At 59.6% G+C, this 17031-nt stretch carries 14 protein-coding genes; 12 read left to right on the forward strand and 2 right to left on the reverse strand.

The window, feature by feature from the left end; translation table 11 throughout:
* The first annotated feature begins 166 nt into the window (after positions 1-166).
* The 6 genes from bamA to lpxB are packed head-to-tail and all read left to right on the forward strand — an operon-like array spanning position 167 to position 6974.
* Positions 167-2515, forward strand: coding sequence for an outer membrane protein assembly factor BamA (gene bamA, locus ACP7BS_RS12025; RefSeq protein WP_426238294.1), 2349 nt, complete (start codon positions 167-169; stop codon positions 2513-2515).
* 48 nt (positions 2516-2563) lie between these two features.
* Positions 2564-3631 carry a UDP-3-O-(3-hydroxymyristoyl)glucosamine N-acyltransferase gene (gene lpxD / locus ACP7BS_RS12030; RefSeq protein ID WP_426238295.1) on the forward strand — a complete coding sequence of 356 codons (1068 nt, stop codon included), beginning with the start codon at positions 2564-2566 and terminating at the stop codon, positions 3629-3631.
* The gene (gene fabZ / locus ACP7BS_RS12035) at positions 3624-4091 is read left to right on the forward strand and encodes a 3-hydroxyacyl-ACP dehydratase FabZ (RefSeq protein WP_426230203.1); all 468 of its coding nucleotides are present in this window, start codon (positions 3624-3626) and stop codon (positions 4089-4091) included. Before lpxD ends, fabZ begins: the two co-directional genes overlap by 8 nt.
* Before the next feature lie 2 nt (positions 4092-4093).
* Positions 4094-4906, forward strand: a complete 813-nt coding sequence (gene lpxA / locus ACP7BS_RS12040; RefSeq protein WP_426230204.1) for an acyl-ACP--UDP-N-acetylglucosamine O-acyltransferase — start codon at positions 4094-4096, stop codon at positions 4904-4906.
* 5 nt (positions 4907-4911) lie between these two features.
* Positions 4912-5793: an LpxI family protein gene (locus ACP7BS_RS12045; protein ID WP_426238296.1), complete on the forward strand. Its 882-nt coding sequence runs from the start codon at positions 4912-4914 to the stop codon at positions 5791-5793.
* A complete protein-coding gene (gene lpxB, locus ACP7BS_RS12050) occupies positions 5790-6974 on the forward strand; it encodes a lipid-A-disaccharide synthase (protein ID WP_426238297.1) in 1185 nt (394 codons plus the stop codon). The genes ACP7BS_RS12045 and lpxB overlap by 4 nt, the downstream gene beginning before the upstream one ends.
* A 30-nt stretch (positions 6975-7004) precedes the next feature.
* On the opposite strand, the gene gltA is transcribed toward lpxB, so the two are convergent.
* Entirely contained in the window at positions 7005-8294 is a 1290-nt protein-coding gene (gltA, locus tag ACP7BS_RS12055; protein WP_426230207.1) for a citrate synthase, read from the reverse strand.
* Positions 8295-8606: 312 nt separating this feature from the next.
* Here gltA and ACP7BS_RS12060 point away from each other — a divergent pair, with 312 nt between their 5' ends.
* The 3 genes from ACP7BS_RS12060 to exbD all read left to right on the forward strand — a co-directional run bounded on the left by ACP7BS_RS12060 (position 8607) and on the right by exbD (position 12767).
* On the forward strand, positions 8607-11105 hold the full coding sequence (locus ACP7BS_RS12060) for a ComEC/Rec2 family competence protein (protein WP_426238298.1): 2499 nt from the start codon (positions 8607-8609) through the stop codon (positions 11103-11105).
* A gap of 225 nt (positions 11106-11330) precedes the next feature.
* Positions 11331-12338 (forward strand): tonB-system energizer ExbB, encoded by a 1008-nt coding sequence (exbB, locus tag ACP7BS_RS12065; RefSeq protein ID WP_426238299.1) that lies wholly within the window; start codon positions 11331-11333, stop codon positions 12336-12338.
* 3 nt (positions 12339-12341) lie between these two features.
* On the forward strand, positions 12342-12767 hold the full coding sequence (gene exbD / locus ACP7BS_RS12070; RefSeq protein ID WP_426230210.1) for a TonB system transport protein ExbD: 426 nt from the start codon (positions 12342-12344) through the stop codon (positions 12765-12767).
* Positions 12768-12797: 30 nt separating this feature from the next.
* Here the strand turns inward: exbD and ACP7BS_RS12075 are convergent, their stop codons facing one another.
* Positions 12798-13385, reverse strand: a complete 588-nt coding sequence (locus ACP7BS_RS12075) for an acyloxyacyl hydrolase (protein WP_426238300.1) — start codon at positions 13383-13385, stop codon at positions 12798-12800.
* Between the two features lie 266 nt (positions 13386-13651).
* Here ACP7BS_RS12075 and ACP7BS_RS12080 point away from each other — a divergent pair, with 266 nt between their 5' ends.
* The 3 genes from ACP7BS_RS12080 to ACP7BS_RS12090 all read left to right on the forward strand — a co-directional run bounded on the left by ACP7BS_RS12080 (position 13652) and on the right by ACP7BS_RS12090 (position 17016).
* Positions 13652-14317 (forward strand): protein-L-isoaspartate O-methyltransferase family protein, encoded by a 666-nt coding sequence (locus tag ACP7BS_RS12080; protein WP_426238301.1) that lies wholly within the window; start codon positions 13652-13654, stop codon positions 14315-14317.
* Positions 14318-14530: 213 nt separating this feature from the next.
* Positions 14531-15952, forward strand: a complete 1422-nt coding sequence (locus ACP7BS_RS12085; RefSeq protein ID WP_426238302.1) for a TolC family outer membrane protein — start codon at positions 14531-14533, stop codon at positions 15950-15952.
* A gap of 221 nt (positions 15953-16173) precedes the next feature.
* Positions 16174-17016 (forward strand): DUF2497 domain-containing protein, encoded by an 843-nt coding sequence (locus ACP7BS_RS12090; protein WP_426238303.1) that lies wholly within the window; start codon positions 16174-16176, stop codon positions 17014-17016.
* Positions 17017-17031 lie beyond the last annotated feature (15 nt).

Raw genomic sequence — 17031 nt, forward strand, 5'->3', positions numbered from 1 at the left:
TGTTTACGATAAAGCAATTCTGTAGTGGCCGTTAGGACACGGTTTCAATTGAAGTAAACAGAAATTAACGAGCTGGCTTGCTTGTATATGAAAAGCGGTTAAAACGGCAGCCGTGACCGGAGTCGGTACGAGTTCGCTGCGGGGCATTGGGAAGAAGGTAAGATTTATGAAAGCTGGTTCAAAATTTTTGAACGCGGTGTCGGCGGTTGCGCTGTCTGCAAGTATGGTCGCAACGGGGTCTGGCATCGTAACGCTTGCAAGTGCGACGGTCGCTGAAGCTGCAACGATCAACCGTGTCGAAGTTCGCGGCGCAACCCGCGTCAGCCCCGAAACGGTGCGTGCAAACATCACAATCGTTCCCGGCAAAAGCTTCAGCAACGGCGACATCGATTCTTCCGTAAAGCGTCTGTATTCGACGGGTTACTTCTCCGATGTCAGCATCAATGTCTCCGGTGGCACGCTCGTCGTCACCGTGAGCGAGAACCAGCTGGTCAACCAGGTCGTTTTCAACGGCAACCGCAAGATCAAGGACGACAAGCTGCAGGCTGTCGTGCGCACGCGCTCGCTCGGTCCGTACAGCGAAGCGACTGCCGAATCTGATATCCAGGCCATCAAGGATGCCTATGCCGGCATCGGCCGTGAAGATGTGACGGTGACAACGCAGGTCGTTCCGATCGCGGAAGGCCGCGTCAATCTCGCCTTCGTGATCAACGAGGGTGACCGCACCAAGATCACCGCAATCAATTTTGTCGGCAACAACGCCTATAGCAATGGCCGCCTCGAAGCTGTGATCTCGACGAAGGAATCGGGGATATTCTCCTTCCTGAATCGCAAGGACGTTTACAACGCCGACAAGCTTCGCGCGGACGAAGAGCTGCTGCGTCAGTTCTACTACAACCGCGGTTATGCCGACTTCCGCGTCGTGTCCTCGGACGCAGTGCTGGATGAGGCCACCAACGAATACACGGTCACGATCACCGTCGAAGAAGGTGAGCGCTACGACTTCGGAACGGTCAATGTTGAATCGACCGTCGAAGGCGTCAATGCCGAGGAACTGAAGGGTCTCGTCCGGACATCGGAAGGTACGATCTACAAGGCTAAGGACGTTCAGGACAGCATTTCCGCGATTTCAAAACGTGTCGCGTCGCAAGGCTATCCGTTCGCTCGCGTAACGCCGCGCGGCAACCGCGATTTCGGCAACCGCACGATCGCTGTCGATTATCTCGTCGACCAGGGCGAGCGCGCCTATATCGAGCGTATCGAAATCCGCGGCAACACGCGCACACGTGACTATGTCATCCGTCGCGAATTCGATATGAGCGAAGGCGATGCGTTCAACCAGGAAATGATCACGACGGCCAAGCGCCGCCTGGATGCCTTGGGTTACTTCTCGACCGTCAATATCTCGACCCAGCCTGGCAGTGCGTCCGATCGCGTCGTCGTGATCGTCGATGTGCAGGACCAGTCAACCGGTTCGTTTGGTATCGGTGCCGGCTATTCGGCCGGTAGCGGCGGCGGCTTCCTGCTGGAAGCCTCGATCGAGGAAAAGAACTTCCTTGGCCGTGGCCAGTACATCCGTCTTGCTGCAGGTCGCGGTCAGGACAGCCGTACGTATAACGTATCGTTCACGGAGCCCTATTTCCTCGGCTATCGTCTGGCTGCCGGTTTCGATATCTTCCAGAACGAAAACGACTATGACGACGACAACTATAGCTACGAAGACAAGGGCTTCAGCCTGCGCGTAACGGCGCCGATCACCGAGCGCATATCGACGACGTTCCGTTACAACCTGACGCAGATGGATTATCATGGCAATACCGCCGTGGGTGCAGGGCAGGATCTGTCGTCGCCATACATCAATGCGATCAATGGCAGCACTTGGACCCGCTCGTCGATCTCGCAGACGCTGACCTACAATTCGCTCGACGACTCGACTTTGCCACATGAGGGCATTCTCGCTTCGGCAACGCAGGAATATGCTGGCCTCGGCGGTACTTCCGATTTCTACAAGCTGACCGGTAAGGCCAAGTGGTACTACACCGTCAACGACGATGCCGACATCATTGCATCGCTTGCTGCCGGCGCAGGGCATGTGTTCAACACGGGCGGCAAGATGGAAGTCTTTGACCAGTTCCAGTTGGGCCAGAACGACATTCGCGGCTTCGAGCGTAACGGTGTCGGTCCGCGCAGCGGCAAGTACGGCGACTCCATCGGCGGCACGACCTACTTCACCGCTTCGGCCGAAGCGACGTTCCCGTTGCCGTTCGTTTCGCGCGATGCCGGTTTCCGCGGGGCGATCTTTGCAGATGCAGGCACACTGTATGGTAATGAAGTCGACACGACGCCTGACGACCAGATCCAGGGCACCAACAGTTCGCTGCGTGCATCCGTCGGTCTGGGGCTGATCTGGGCGTCGCCCTTCGGTCCGCTGCGCGTCGATTATGCGTTCCCGATCGCCAAGGAAGATTTCGACCGCGTACAGAACCTCAAGTTCGGTATCTCGTCGTCCTTCTGATCCCTGCAGTCCAGAACTGCCTGCCAAAACTGTTCTGGAGTGTTGGCCATGGAAAACAATTGGTTCTTCCCACCACATGATGGGATCCGCCTGAGCGATCTGGCGGATCAGATTGGTGCGGTGCTACAGACCCCAGAGTTGGGCGACCGGCTTGTCCGGTCCGTAGCGCCGACCTATCGGGCTGGCGAGTTCGATGTCTGCTACATGCTGCAGCGGCGCTTTCGCGATGAGTTTGACACATCGAAAGCAGGCGCGATCATTTGCGACGATACGATCGCCGCGATCGTCCCGCCACACATTCCGGTTCTTTTGACCCGCTATCCCCACACGGCTTTCGCCCTTGCCGGTGCAATCCTGCATCCGCAGGCCGTGCGCCCTGAGCAAAACCTGTCGGGGCCGGGTGGAATATCTCCCGCAGCTTTTATCGATCCATCGGCACAGATCGAGGAGGATGTCGATATCGAGGCGACCGCAGTTGTCGGCGCCGGTGCGCATATCGGCACGGGTACGCGGATTGCCGCTGGCGCCGTCATCGGCCCAGGCGTGCGCATTGGCCGGGACTGCACGATTTCGGCCGGAGCCAGCATCATGTACGCGCTGGTCGGCAACGAAGTCATCATCCACCCCGGCGCGCGGATCGGCCAGGACGGCTTCGGCAACGCGCCGGGACCGAAGGGTGGCATGATCAAGATCGTCCAGATCGGCCGCGTCATCCTGCAGGACAGGGTCGAGATCGGTGCCGGCACGACGATCGACCGTGGTGCAATGGACGATACGGTCGTCGGCGAAGGCACCAAGATCGATAATCTCGTCCAGCTTGGCCACAATGTTCGCGTTGGCCGTCATTGCGGTATCGCGGCCCAGGTCGGTATTGCCGGCAGCACGCGTATCGGCGACGGGGTGATGATCGGCGGGGCTGCGGCGATCAACGGACATATTACCATCGGTGACAGGGCCCAGATCGGCGCCATGAGCGGTGTCGCGTCGGATGTGCCGGCCGGCGAACGTTATGGCGGCATTCCAGCGCGTCCCATGCGCGACTTCCTGCGTGAGATTGCAGAGATCACGGCGCGCGCGCACAACAGGCAGAAGAAATCAGGAGGCAAAGATGAGTGAAGCTGGAACAACCGTTCTCGGTACGGCTGACATCAGGGAAATCCTGAAACTTCTGCCCCATCGCTATCCGTTCCTGCTGGTCGATAAGATCATCGAGATCGATGGCGACAATTCGGCGATCGGCATCAAGAACGTCACGGCCAACGAGCCGCACTTCACCGGACATTTCCCCGAACAACCGATCATGCCGGGCGTTCTCTTGATCGAGGGCATGGCCCAGACGGCTGGCGCGATCTGCGCCCGCAAGAATGGCGGCGGCAGCAACCTCGTCTATTTCATGACTATCGACAATGCCCGATTTCGCAAACCGGTCATTCCGGGCGACCGGGTCGAGTTTCATGTCGTCAAGCAGAAGCAGCGCGGCAATATCTGGAAATTTCATTGTGATGCAAAAGTTGACGGGCAACTTGTCGCAGAAGCTGATATCGGCGCGATGATCATCAGCAAGGAAAATGCCTGAACATGATTGCCTCTACTGCGAAGATCCATCCGCTCTCGGTCATCGAAGACGGAGCGGTGATCGGCGACAACGTCGTTGTCGGGCCATTCTGTCACGTTGGCCCTAAGGTGACGCTCGCAGACAATGTCGAATTGATCAGCCATGTGGTCGTGCTCGGCCGCACCACGGTCGGCAAGGGATCGAAGATTTTCCCGTCTGCGGTGATCGGCGGCGATTCGCAGAGTGTGCATCACAGCGCCGTCGATACGACATTGGTGATCGGGGAAAACTGCACCATTCGTGAGGGCGTGACGATGAATACGGGCACCGTCGAACATGGCGGCGCGACGATAATCGGAGACAACAACCTCTTCCTCGCCTATGCGCACGTCGCCCACGACTGCCGTCTTGGCAACAATATCATCCTGTCGAACAACGTCATGCTCGCGGGCCATGTCACGGTGGGTGATCGCGCCATCCTCGGCGGCGGCTCGGCTGTTCACCAGTTTACCCGCATCGGCCGCCATGCCTTTGTCGGCGGCCTCTCCGCCGTTTCCTATGATCTCATTCCCTACGGTATGCTCAATGGCAATCCGGGCTTGCTTGGCGGCCTGAATGTCGTCGGCATGAGCCGCTCCGGCATTGAGAAACCGGTTATCCACGCCGTACGGCGTGCCTATAAGCAGATTTTCGAAGGGCCGGAATCAATCCGCGTCAATGCCGCGGCAATCCGTAACGACTACCTTGATTGCCCGCCGGCGCTGGAAATCCTCGATTTCATCGCGGCCGAGAGCGACCGGGCGCTGTCGTCCCCGACACGGGGCAGCAAGGGCTGAGGCAGATGAGCATGCACAGCCGGCCAGAGATCAAAGACCGGCTGGCCATCATTGCCGGCAGCGGTTTGCTGCCGCTGCATGTTGCCGAAGCTGCACGCACGCACGGCGAAAATCCATTCATCATCGCACTTGCCAACGAGTCGGATCGGGACTGGTCGTCCTTCGATAACACGACACTCGGCATCGGTAATTTCAAGGCAATCAGCGGCGTCTTTCGCGATATTGGCATTGGCCGTGTTGTCATGTCGGGCGCCGTCCGCCGCCGGCCGGACTGGCGCGACATCAAGCCGACGATGAAAAGCCTGGTGAAGATACCCAGTGTTCTGCGCACGCTCCTGTCCGGGGGCGATGACGCGGTTTTGAAAATGGCGATCGAACTGATCGAAACCAACGGCGCACGCGTGATCGGCGTGCAGGACATCGTCCCGGAACTTCTGGCCGAGATCGGCACGCTGGGCGCCCGCACACCGGGTGCGGAAGATCAGGCAGATATCGAGGCCGCCGAAGCTGCTGCCATCGCCCTTGGTCATCTGGACGTCGGGCAGGGCGCCGTTGCTGTCGGTGGCCGTGTCGTGGCCCTCGAGGGGCCGGAGGGCACCGATGCGATGCTGGAGCGGGTCGCGCGGCTCAAGGCCGACGGACGCATCTCCAGCCGCCGTCGCGGCGTGCTGGTCAAGCTCTGCAAGCCGCAACAGGATTTGCGCGCCGATCTTCCTTCGGTCGGTCCATCGACGATCAAGGGTGCACAGGCGGCCGGGCTTGCCGGTATCGCGATTGAAGCTGGCCGGGCGCTCGTTCTTGATCGGGAGGAAATGATTGCGCTGGCCAACGAGGCTGGTCTCTTCATCACGGGAGTGGACCGCGCCCTCTTGCGAGGCGGGAAATGAGCGCAAACGGTCTGAAGCTCGCTGTCATCGCAGGCGAAGTGTCCGGTGATCTGCTTGGCGCCGATCTCGTCAAGGCGTTGCGCCCGCTGGTGAAGGGCGATCTCTCGCTGCTTGGCGTTGGCGGCGAGGGGCTGGAGGCTGAAGGCCTGAATTCGCTGTTCGACTATTCCGAGCTGTCGATCATGGGGATCTCGCAGGTTCTTGCCCGCTTGCCGAAACTGATCCTGCGTATCCGCCAGACGGCGAGTGCCATTATCGCGGCCAAACCGGATATCCTTGTCATCATCGACAGCCCTGATTTCACCCACCGCGTCGCGCGCCGCGTGCGCAAGGCTTTACCGGATTTGCCGATCGTCAACTACGTCTGCCCGAGCGTCTGGGCCTGGAAGTCCGAACGCGCCGTCAAGATGCTTGCTTATGTCGATCACGTTCTCGCCGTACTTCCTTTCGAGCCGGAGGTGATGCAACGGCTCGGCGGTCCGCCGACGACCTATGTCGGACATCGGCTGGCAATGGACGCCAATGTCCTGGCGGTGCGGCAACGGCAAATTGACAAGCGTGCTGCAAGCGTCAGCCTGGATTCGGCAACATGCCTGCTTCTGCCGGGGTCTCGCGGCAGCGAAATCAGCCGTCTGCTGCCGGCGTTCGGCGAGACTGCGGAGGAATTGCGCAGCCGGCATCCGCATATGCGGTTCCTGCTCCCCACAGTTCCACGGCAGGAAAAGCTCGTGCGCGAGATAACCGCGTCTTGGCCGGTAAAGCCGGAAATAACAGTCGGAGCCGCCGCCAAATGGAAGGCTTTCGCTGAGGCCGACGCAGCCGTTGCGGCGTCCGGCACGGTGATCCTGGAGCTTACCCTCGCCGGGATCCCCGTCGTCTCGACCTACAAGGCCGACTGGATCATCCGCCTGATGCACAAGCGCATCAAGATCTGGACGGCAGCCGTTCCCAATCTGGTGGCGGATTATGCCCTCGTGCCGGAATATCTGAACGAGGCCATTCGCGCCGGAGCGCTGTCGCGCTGGATAGAGCGACTGACCGGCAATACACCGGAGCGCGCCGCCATGCTCGCTGGATACAGCACCGTCTGGCAACGCATGAAGACGGAGAAACCGCCGGGCGAGACAGCCGCCCGCATCGTTCTTGATGTTTTGAATACAAACAAGCCCGGCCATTTCTGACCGGGCTTTTTCAATGGGTATTTCCTTGGCTTAGCGCTTGGAAACCGGGACGTAGTCGCGTTCCGGTTCGCCGATGTAGAGCTGGCGCGGACGGCCGATGCGCTGTTCCGGATCTTCGATCATCTCGTTCCACTGGGCGATCCAGCCGACCGTACGGGCGAGCGCGAACAGCACCGTGAACATGGTCGTGGGGAAGCCGAGCGCCTTCAGCGTGATGCCGGAGTAGAAGTCGATGTTCGGATAGAGCTTCTTCTCGATGAAGTAGCTGTCGGTCAGCGCGATGCGCTCCAGTTCCATTGCCACTTCCAGCAGCGGATCGTCCTTGTGGCCGAGTTCGGCCAGCACTTCATGCGTGGTCTTCTGCATGATCTTGGCGCGCGGATCGTAGTTCTTGTAGACCCGGTGACCAAAGCCCATCAGGCGGAACGGATCGTTCTTGTCCTTGGCGCGGGCAACGAATTCCGGAATACGATCGACCGTGCCGATTTCGGCCAGCATGTTGAGCGCGGCTTCGTTTGCGCCGCCATGGGCCGGACCCCAAAGGCAGGCAATGCCGGCGGCGATACAGGCAAACGGATTGGCACCTGACGAACCGGCAAGGCGAACGGTCGAGGTCGAGGCGTTCTGCTCGTGGTCGGCATGCAGGATGAAGATCCGGTCCATGGCGCGCGAAAGCACCGGATTGACGGTGTATTCCTCGCAGGGAACGGCAAAGCACATGCGCAGGAAGTTCGATGCGTAGTCGAGGTCGTTCTTCGGATAAACGAAGGGCTGGCCGATATGGTACTTGTAGGCCATCGCGGCGAGCGTCGGCATCTTGGCGATCATGCGCAGGCTTGCGACCATGCGCTGGTGCGGATCGGTGATGTCGGTGGAGTCGTGATAGAAGGCGGACAGTGCGCCGACACAGCCGCACATGACGGCCATCGGGTGGGCATCGCGGCGGAAGCCGGTGAAGAAGCGCGACATCTGCTCGTGCACCATGGTGTGATGCGTGACGCGATAGTCGAAATCCTTCTTCTGGGCTGCTGTCGGCAGTTCGCCGTATAGCAGCAGGTAGCAGACTTCGAGAAAATCGCCGTGCTCGGCGAGCTGTTCGATCGGATAACCGCGATGCAGGAGGATACCCTGGTCGCCATCGATATAGGTGATCTTGGATTCGCATGATGCGGTCGACGTGAAGCCGGGATCGTAGGTGAACTGGCCGGTCTGCTTGTAGAGCGTGCCGATATCGACCACGTCCGGACCGATCGACCCCGATCGTACCGGCAATTCCACCGTTTTGTCGTCCACGGTTACGACTGCGCTTTTTCCTGTCATGGGGGATCCTCCGTTTGCAGCAAATTGGCACACAATTATGCCGCAGATATTAACGCCGACCATGTGCTATCCGATTTACTCACGGCTGCCAAGTTGAACCAAAGGCAAATTGTGCGATGCAAAAATAGGCATATGGCGACGCAATAATTACACGTTCGGGCTATATGTCCAATGACATAATCGTTCGAAGACTGGTTGGCTTCCACCGCGTGGAAAAGTTCTGCATGTTTTTTGTGCACCAATCTCGTCGGTTGCATTTCGTTCTTTCCGGTTGCAGAATGTGGCGAGACGTTGGCGGGTGGAACGGCATCCATGACACAGGGGCAGGAGCCAGGGGTGGCACCGGGTGTGCAGCCCGACAGAGTGCATCTCCACGCCTTAGCGAGCGTTTCGTCCCTTCCTGACATTGCGACGAAACAGCCGGAAAACCGGGCCTGGCGCAGTCCCCTTGGCGATTTTACATCGACGCGCAAGAGATTGCGAGCCATTCACTGGCATGCTGAGCTGAAACGGGCTGCATTGGAGGAAGTGGCCTTCGGGCACGCCTTGCTGTTCGTTCCTGTCTTCCTTGGTCTAGGCTCGCTTGTGTGGTTTCGGCTCCCGCAGACGCCGGGCCATCTCAAACTTGCACTGCTGATGTGCGTTTTCGGCATGGCCGCTTTTGCGCTTCGCCACCGTCCGGCCCTTTTACGCACGGGCATGTTGATTGCCGCTTTGTTGACCGCAGGCATGGGGCTTGCCGCATGGGAGACCGCGCGTCTGCAAACCGTAGTGCTCGACACGCCGGTGACGACATGGGTGCGGGGTACCGTCACTGCGCGGGAAACCACGGATCGCGGCTATTGGCGATATACCGTCGCTGTCAGCCAGACCTCGGAGCCGGAACTGAAACGCCCGCCAGCCAAGGTCACGCTTTTGTCCCGCAGCCGCGAAACGCCTGTCGGGATCGGTGGCGGGATCGAGGGCAGGGCGCGATTATCGCCGCCGTCCGGGGCTGCCCTTCCCGGCCTCAATGATTTCGCCTTCGACAGTTATTTCAAGGGTATTGGCGCTGTCGGCTATTTCTACGGAAAACCGCAGGCTGTTTCAGACGTCGAAGACCTGGACAGAAGCGGGACTGCCGCTTGGCGCGCTGATATCGGCGAAACGATCGCCCGCTGGCGGGAGGCCGTCGGCACGCGTATTCGCGGTACGATCGGGGGCGACGCCGGAGCAATAGCGGCAGCGCTGGTCACGGCCGAGGAACGGGCCATCGGCCGACCGACGATCGAGGCGCTGCGCCAGGCGGGACTTGCGCATGTGCTGGCGATCTCCGGATTGAACATGGTTCTGGCCGCCGGAACCTTCCTGATCGGTGCGCGCACGCTGCTGAGCCTTGTTCCCGGGCTGGCCCATCGTTTTCCGATCAAGAAACTCGCCGCCGCCGGGGCGCTTGTGATGGTGTTTGCCTATATCCTCATCTCGGGCGGCGCTGTTTCGGCGGTGCGGTCCTGGATCATGATCTCCATCATGCTGATCGCCATGTTCTTCGACAGGCCGTCGATCAGCCTGCGCAATGTGGCACTGTCGGCGTTGATCATCCTGGTCATTACACCATCGGCCGTGACGGGGCCGGGCTTCCAGATGTCGTTTGCGGCAACGCTGGCTCTGGTTGCAGGCTATGCCCATTGGCGCGACCGGCCGGCCCGCGACATTCTTCCAAAAAGCCGCAGCGTCGGTCCGTTGAAGGCAGTCGGCGGCTTTTTCGCCGGCCTGCTGCTCAGTTCGGTGATCGGCGGCCTATCGACGATGATTTATTCGGCAGGCCATTTCCACAGGCTGGCGGCCTACGGTTTGATCGGCAATGTGCTGGCCATGCCGATCATCAGCATTTTCGTCATGCCCTTTGGTTTGCTGGCCATGCTGTTGATGCCGTTCGGTCTTGATCGTTACCCCTTGCTGGTCATGGGGCAGGGGCTCGAGTGGATGATATCCATTGCGCGGATGGTGTCCTCCTGGGGCGGCGAGGTGACAACCGGCCGCATTCCGGATCACGCCTTCATGCTGATTGCCGCCGGTGGTGTTTTGGCCTGCCTGTTCCGGACATGGCTCGCCGCATCCGGCCTCTTGATCATCGCTGCCGGTCTTGTGGTGACCTCGACAAGTGCGGTTGTTCGCCCGGATATCGTGATCGCCGAAGATGGTCGCCTGGTGGCCATGATCAGGCAAGCGGAGGCAGCCAGTAACCGGACCAAGCCTCCGGATTTTGTATTTTCCCAATGGCAGCGCGCTCTGCGCCTCAAGGATCATCGACAGCCGCAGCAACGGCCTGAACTGGCGATCAGGGACGCCGTTGAACCAGCATCAAGCGGTGGACAAGCGGCCGACGCAAGGAAAACAAAGCCTCCAATCGACCCGGGTGCGGCACGCGCGGTCATCCGCAGGCTTTTGGCGGACGCGGTACCCGGACGTTTTGTCTGCGTTGCAAAGCAGTGGTGTGCAGCGATGGCGCAGCAAGGCTGGCGTATCGTCACCGTTGACGATGCGCGTTTCATCGGCATCGCCTGCGAAGAGGCTGATATCGTCGTGACGCCGGTTCGGCTGCGGTTTCGCACCTGCCGCTCTGGAGCGCTGTTGCTGAGCGGCCACAGTTTGCGCCGCACGGGGGCGGTCGAGATTTATGGCGTCAGCCTCCGCTCTGTGGACAATACGGCCGATCGTGCGGACATGCGGGTGGTGACTGCGCAGGAGCATTTGCAGCGGCCATGGGCACAACACAGGACTTATGATTGGCGAACAGGGCTGTTCGACGCTGGGGAAGCGAATGAATGAATGTTCTACCCTGTCGGCCTGCTCGGAGTGACATCGATTTTTGCAAGATTGTTTATTCTTGATTAAAGCACTCCACAAATACTTGTCTTTCAGCCATAGTATGTCATATGAAGCCGCAATTGATGCAGGCGCGTTCGGCGCCGGCCGTCAAACGATGGATTTACATGGTCCCGCCATCTTATCCTCCCAAGGGGTCGGCGGGCAAAGACGAGGTAGGGATAAGTCATGCCGAACCGTGCAATGCCGAAATGGATGATGCTGGCGGCCGTGCTGCTGGCGTTCTCGAATGCCGGAGCGCTTCGCGCGCAGGAAGCCCCGGCTGCCACGGTCAATGAAACACAGCAGCCGGTTCAGGTCACGCCGCAAGCTGGCGTATTGCCGGTCACGCCTGCCAATGAAGCGACGCCGGCGGCGCCGTTGAACGATCAGGCAGCGGCTGCGGACGGGACCGTCCCGGACAGTGCCGAAGCGACCGCGCCCAACCCGGTCCTGCCGCATGATCTTTCGCCGCTCGGCATGTTCATGGCTGCCGACATTGTCGTCAAAGCTGTCATGGCGGCTTTGGCCCTGGCGTCGGTTGCGACCTGGGCAATCCTGTTTGCCAAGTCTTTCGAGCTTGCTGCCGCCAAGCGCAGTGCCAAGCGGGCGGTGCGTGCCTTGTCCGATGCGGTGGTGCTGCGGGACATGCGCGAGACGCCCACGGTGAAAAAGGGACCGGCTGCAGAGATGATCGCGGCCGCCAGCGATGAACTGTCGAAGTCGGAGGCCATACTGGATCTGGTCTCGACTCAAGGGGTTAAGGAGCGCGTCTCCTCGCAGCTCTCCCGCATCGAGGCCGGTGCCGGCAAGCGCATTGCCAGTGGCACCGGTATTCTCGCCACGATCGGCTCGATCTCTCCGTTCGTCGGTCTGTTCGGGACTGTCTGGGGCATCATGAATTCGTTCATCGGCATCAGCAAAGCGCAGACGACCAACCTGGCGATCGTCGCGCCGGGCATCGCAGAGGCATTGCTGGCAACGGCCATCGGCCTTGTTGCTGCAATTCCTGCCGTCGTGATCTACAACTATTTCGCCCGCTCGATCGGCGGCTACCGTCTCATCCTTGCCGATGCTTCGGCTGCGGTCGAACGCCTCGTCAGCCGCGATCTCGATTTCCGTCAGGCACGCCGCCTGGCGCCGCGCAAGGCCGAAAGCCACGTGCATTCGGAAGCCGGCATCGCGCGGATCGGATAAGACATGGCCAGCAAAATCAGCGAAGGCAGTGGCGACCTCGAAGAAAACAGCGAGATCAACGTCACACCTTTCATCGACGTCATGCTCGTTCTCCTGATCATCTTCATGGTGGCGGCGCCGCTTGCCACCGTCGATATGAAGGTCGATCTGCCGCAATCGGCAGCTGCTCCGGTGAAACGTGAAGACAAGCCGGTTTTCGTCACCCTCAAGGCGGATCTTTCCCTGGCGCTTGGGAACAATGAAATCGATCGCGACGGTTTCGTCGCCGAACTCAACGGCATGACTGAGGGGAATGTGGAAACCCGCATTCTTCTGCGGGCTGACAAGGCCGTCGATTACGGTGAGCTGATGACGGTCATGAACCTCATCCAACGGGCCGGATACACCAAGATCGGATTGGTTGGCCTTGAAGCCGCGCCGGCCGGGTGATGCCGGCAGCTCAGGTACGATCAAGTCAGGTTAGAACTTGTAGCCGATGGCAAGGCCGGCATGGCTGAGGCCATCGTTCGGCCCATCGCAGAGATTGGCATGCGACGAATGGTCGGCTGTCGCGAGGATTTGCCAATTGTCCGTGACGCGATAACCAAGCGCGATCTGTTCGCGAAAGAGCAGGCGGCACCCGAGATCCGGGCCCTTGCCGTTGCTGCCGTCCAGCTTGCCATTGTGAACGGTTCCGCCAAGCCCAAGTTCAACGAACAGGCGGCTGGTGATGTCGGCGGTCCAGCTGAAGCCGCCAAAGATCTGATCCACTCCATCGCCGGTACCAACCGAGGCGCCAAGATAGATCCTTGGTTCCAGAATTGTCTGCTGCCATGTCGTCGCAGTGCCGCTCGACAACGGATCGAAGAAGATGGTGGCGGACGGGAAGATGCCGGGCTCAGAAGAGCTGCCGTTGCTAAGGGATGCACTGGCACCAAAGCGCAGTTCGTCGAAAATCGTTTCAGCCGCCACTGCGCTGCTCAAGCTTGAGACGGAAACCAACGCGCTGGCCGATAGAAGGAGAAGCCGGGACGCGAAATGATTTGGCTGTTTGAAACGTCCTGCCACTTTATCGATCTCCACTTCCGGTGATTCGCGTCGATGCTGCGAATCTGCCCAAATTTCTTGCCCACGGGAAGGGCAGAATATGCGAACCGGCTGTTGTGAAGCTTGCTTTTTTGCAAGAACTGCATTCCATAGCTTGAAACGGTAGATGCGCGGATTTATGAGCTTGCCCTGCCCGGACAGCTGAAGCGCCGCCGGGTTGTTTTATCTGCGCAAGCCAAAAAGCGCGCACACGCCGGAAGACGATCCGGATCACAAAGGCAGGCAAGATGAATTTCGAAGCAGCACGCATCAAGATGGTCGATAATCAGATCCGCACCACGGATGTGACATCGCACGCCGTTCTCGCGGCATTCCTGTCAGTACCGAGAGAAGAATTCGTGCCTGCTGCACTGAAGCCGCTCGCCTATATCGATAGCGATATCGAGTTGTCGGCAGACGCTGCCGGCGGTCGGCGGTACCTGATGGAACCGTCGCCGCTGGCAAAGCTGCTTCAGCTGGCCGCAATTTCCAAGGATGACAAGGTTCTCGAGATCGGCTGCGGAACCGGGTATGCGTCGGCAATCCTGTCGGAACTTGCAGCCTCGGTCGTGGCGCTTGAAAGTGATGCCGCCCTTGTGTCGGAGGCGTCTGCAACTTTGGGCCGCCTTGGCCACGCGAATGTTTCGGTGGTCAGCGGCGATCTTGAAAAGGGCCATGCAGCTGGTGCACCATATGACGTGATCTTTGTTCACGGTGCCGTCGAGACGATACCGGAATCGCTGCTGGCCCAGTTGAATGATGGCGGCCGTCTGGTTGCCGTGGTCGGCCTCGGCAACGCGTCGAGGGCGCAGCTCTTCCTGCGTGAAAACGGCAGGACCTCGGAACGCCTGGCGTTCAATACAGCCGTCAAGCCGCTGCCGGGTTTCCGCCTGACGCGGGAATTTGTATTTTAATACGTCGTCCTGCGAGTGAACGACACGACATCTGATCGTGGGCATGGGATTGGCGAAAATACGATTTGCCAATCCTATAATTAAATATTAGTTAAAAATAATATGAGGATCGTAAAAAGGCGACACTTTGACCATTTTTCCTCGATATCGCGACGGGACAAGGCGTGACAAGCAAATCCGGCATAGCCGGGGCGTCACGTTCTCGCAAATAGGATGTGCCCTGCCGGCCTTTATTTTGGAGTGAGTTTAGTGTCGATTTTTCGTAAAACGGCTGTGGCGGCCGCCTTTTCCTCCGCCTTGTGGCTTGTGCCGCATACCGTTCTTGCGGAAACCATTTCGGCCGCAATGGCAAAGGCCTATCAGAACAACCCGGATTTGAATGCCGCGCGTGCCGGGCTTCGCGCCACCGACGAAGGTGTGCCGATCGCCAAGTCCGGTTACCGTCCGCAAATCTCGGCTACCGTGACCGGATCAGCGACACGGCTGGGTGAGGAGAGCTTTCGGCCCGGAACTCCGCTTATCAACCAAGACTTTACCGATGGATCTGCCGGGATCACCATTACTCAACAGATTTTCGATGGCTTTCAAACCCTGAACAACGTTCGGGCCGCAGAATCCACGGTATTTTCAAGTCGCGAAACGTTGAAGGCAAATGAGATTTCCATCCTTTTGGCGGCGGCGCAATCCTATGCCAACATCGCCCGCGATCAACGCATCGTGTCGATTCGCAAGCAGAACCTTGCCTTTCTCAGGGAGCAGTTGAGTGCCGCGAAGTCACGGCTGGACGTCGGCGAGGGGACCCGTACCGACGTCAGCCAGGCCGAAGCGGAACTGGCAGGAGCCCAGGCTATTCTCGTCAATGCCGTAGCGCAATTGAAACAGAGCGAGGCCGTCTACGTGCAGATCGTCGGCGATGTGCCAAAGGGTATAAAGCAACCAGCACCGGCATCGAAAGCACTTCCGAAAAGCCTTGATCAGGCTGTTGCCGCAGGTTTGCGCGATCATCCGTCCATTGCCGCCGCGCAGTACAATGTCGATGCCGCTGGATACCGGGTGAAGTCTGCCGAAGGGACAATGCTGCCAGGTGTGGTGGTGCAGGGATCAGTGTCACGCAACACGACCGATCGTGATAATGGCAGCGACTCCGCGAACGCCTCCATCACCGCCAGGCTTGAAGTTCCGCTCTATCAGGGTGGTGCCGAATACGGGCAGATTCGCCAGGCCAAGGAACGGATGGGCCAGCAGCGCATTCTGGTCGATTCGGCTCGCGCCGAAGTTCAGCAGACGATTATCACCGCCCATGCGCAATTTGAGGCAGCCCTTGCCACGACTGCCGCCAATAAGTCCCAGGTCGGCGCGGCAAACCAAGCCTTGGCGGGGGTCATAGAGGAACGCAAGGTTGGCCAGCGCACGACGCTTGACGTGCTCGACGCGCAGCAGAGCGTGCTGGTGGCCGAAGAGAGCCTCGTGACATCGCAACGCAATGCCGTCGTTGCCAGCTATTCGCTGCTTGCCGCCATGGGCCGTCTGACAATCCAGAGCCAGAATCTTCAGGTTGTCGAGTACCGTGCCGAAGAACATTACGAAGCCGTCAAGGACAAATGGTTCGGATTGAGAACCGTCGATGGTCGCTGACCGCAGCGCCTGATGTCAGCCTATTTTCTGAGCCGTCCGCGCATGCCACCCGGGCGGCTTTGTGCTGCCGCCATGTGATAGGTGACGCCGCCAACAAATCTGTGCAAGATTCCAACTAGATGATTCGCAGCGTTTTGTTCGGCGCCGAACTCGCATACAGTCCGGCCACTGACTGCGCGGCAATGTTTCGATCAAGCGCGACCGCAGAAACGGGGATAATGATGGCACAGCCCAATGTAGCGCGTGAACCTTCGATGGACGAAATTCTGGCGTCCATTCGAAAGATCATCGAAAGCAACGAGCCCGGCATTCCCGGTTTCCCCGCCAACGATCTCGGCCCGGCTCCGGACAATGCCTATCGCGGCTATGACGAGGACGAAGCCGCCGAAGACATTCACCTGACGATCGACGACGAGGTTCTTGCAAAAGAGTTCGAAGACGAGGAGCAGAAGCATTTTACCCCCGCCGAACCCCCGGTGCGTGCGTTTGAAGACGTCAACGCAAAACCAGCTGTAGCCGCGCCGCCAATGTCGCTTGCCGATGTCGCCGCGCGCGTTCGGGCAGCCTCTGAGCGGCATTCGGCACCGTTTCGCGAGCCGGAAAACCAGCCTGCCGCGCCCCGTGCCAAATCCGATAATCCGATGGTCACATCACGTATGGCACCATCGTCCTTGCCTTTGCAGGCTGAGAGCAAGCCGGATACGGCAGCGGCACCCACGGTTTCCGTGGTTCAGCCGATTGTTGCTCCCGAAGTGCGCAGTGAAGCGGTTGAACCCGTTGCCGTTCCTTTTGAACAGGCGCCGGTGCTGCGCCAGCCGCTGTCCATCGTGACGGAAAAGGATGTTGCGGCGCTTGTTTCGCCTGCCGTCGGCGAACAGGTCGCGCGCTCCTTTGGCGATCTGGCCCTCGCTGTCGATAGCAGCTCCCGCCGTTCGTTCGATGAAATCGCCGAAGACATGCTGCGCCCGATGCTGCACGAATGGCTCGACGACAACCTGCCGCCGCTCGTCGAGCGGCTCGTGCGCGAGGAAATCGAGCGCGTTGCGCGCGGTCCGAGGCGTTAGACCACGCATTTCTTC

Origin of the sequence: Pararhizobium sp. DWP1-1-3 (assembly GCF_049896125.1) — a bacterium.
Taxonomy (GTDB): domain Bacteria; phylum Pseudomonadota; class Alphaproteobacteria; order Rhizobiales; family Rhizobiaceae; genus Pararhizobium.

What these genes read in the sequence shown, in the direction of transcription:
- bamA (WP_426238294.1), top strand. Translation starts at nt 167, where the DNA reads ATGAAAGCTGGTTCAAAATTTTTGAACGCGGTGTCGGCGGTTGCGCTG.
- lpxD (WP_426238295.1), top strand. Translation starts at nt 2,564, where the DNA reads ATGGAAAACAATTGGTTCTTCCCACCACATGATGGGATCCGCCTGAGC.
- fabZ (WP_426230203.1), top strand. Translation starts at nt 3,624, where the DNA reads ATGAGTGAAGCTGGAACAACCGTTCTCGGTACGGCTGACATCAGGGAA.
- lpxA (WP_426230204.1), top strand. Translation starts at nt 4,094, where the DNA reads ATGATTGCCTCTACTGCGAAGATCCATCCGCTCTCGGTCATCGAAGAC.
- ACP7BS_RS12045 (WP_426238296.1), top strand. Translation starts at nt 4,912, where the DNA reads ATGAGCATGCACAGCCGGCCAGAGATCAAAGACCGGCTGGCCATCATT.
- lpxB (WP_426238297.1), top strand. Translation starts at nt 5,790, where the DNA reads ATGAGCGCAAACGGTCTGAAGCTCGCTGTCATCGCAGGCGAAGTGTCC.
- gltA (WP_426230207.1), bottom strand. Translation starts at nt 8,294, where the DNA reads ATGACAGGAAAAAGCGCAGTCGTAACCGTGGACGACAAAACGGTGGAA.
- ACP7BS_RS12060 (WP_426238298.1), top strand. Translation starts at nt 8,607, where the DNA reads ATGACACAGGGGCAGGAGCCAGGGGTGGCACCGGGTGTGCAGCCCGAC.
- exbB (WP_426238299.1), top strand. Translation starts at nt 11,331, where the DNA reads ATGCCGAACCGTGCAATGCCGAAATGGATGATGCTGGCGGCCGTGCTG.
- exbD (WP_426230210.1), top strand. Translation starts at nt 12,342, where the DNA reads ATGGCCAGCAAAATCAGCGAAGGCAGTGGCGACCTCGAAGAAAACAGC.
- ACP7BS_RS12080 (WP_426238301.1), top strand. Translation starts at nt 13,652, where the DNA reads ATGAATTTCGAAGCAGCACGCATCAAGATGGTCGATAATCAGATCCGC.
- ACP7BS_RS12085 (WP_426238302.1), top strand. Translation starts at nt 14,531, where the DNA reads ATGTGCCCTGCCGGCCTTTATTTTGGAGTGAGTTTAGTGTCGATTTTT.
- ACP7BS_RS12090 (WP_426238303.1), top strand. Translation starts at nt 16,174, where the DNA reads ATGGCACAGCCCAATGTAGCGCGTGAACCTTCGATGGACGAAATTCTG.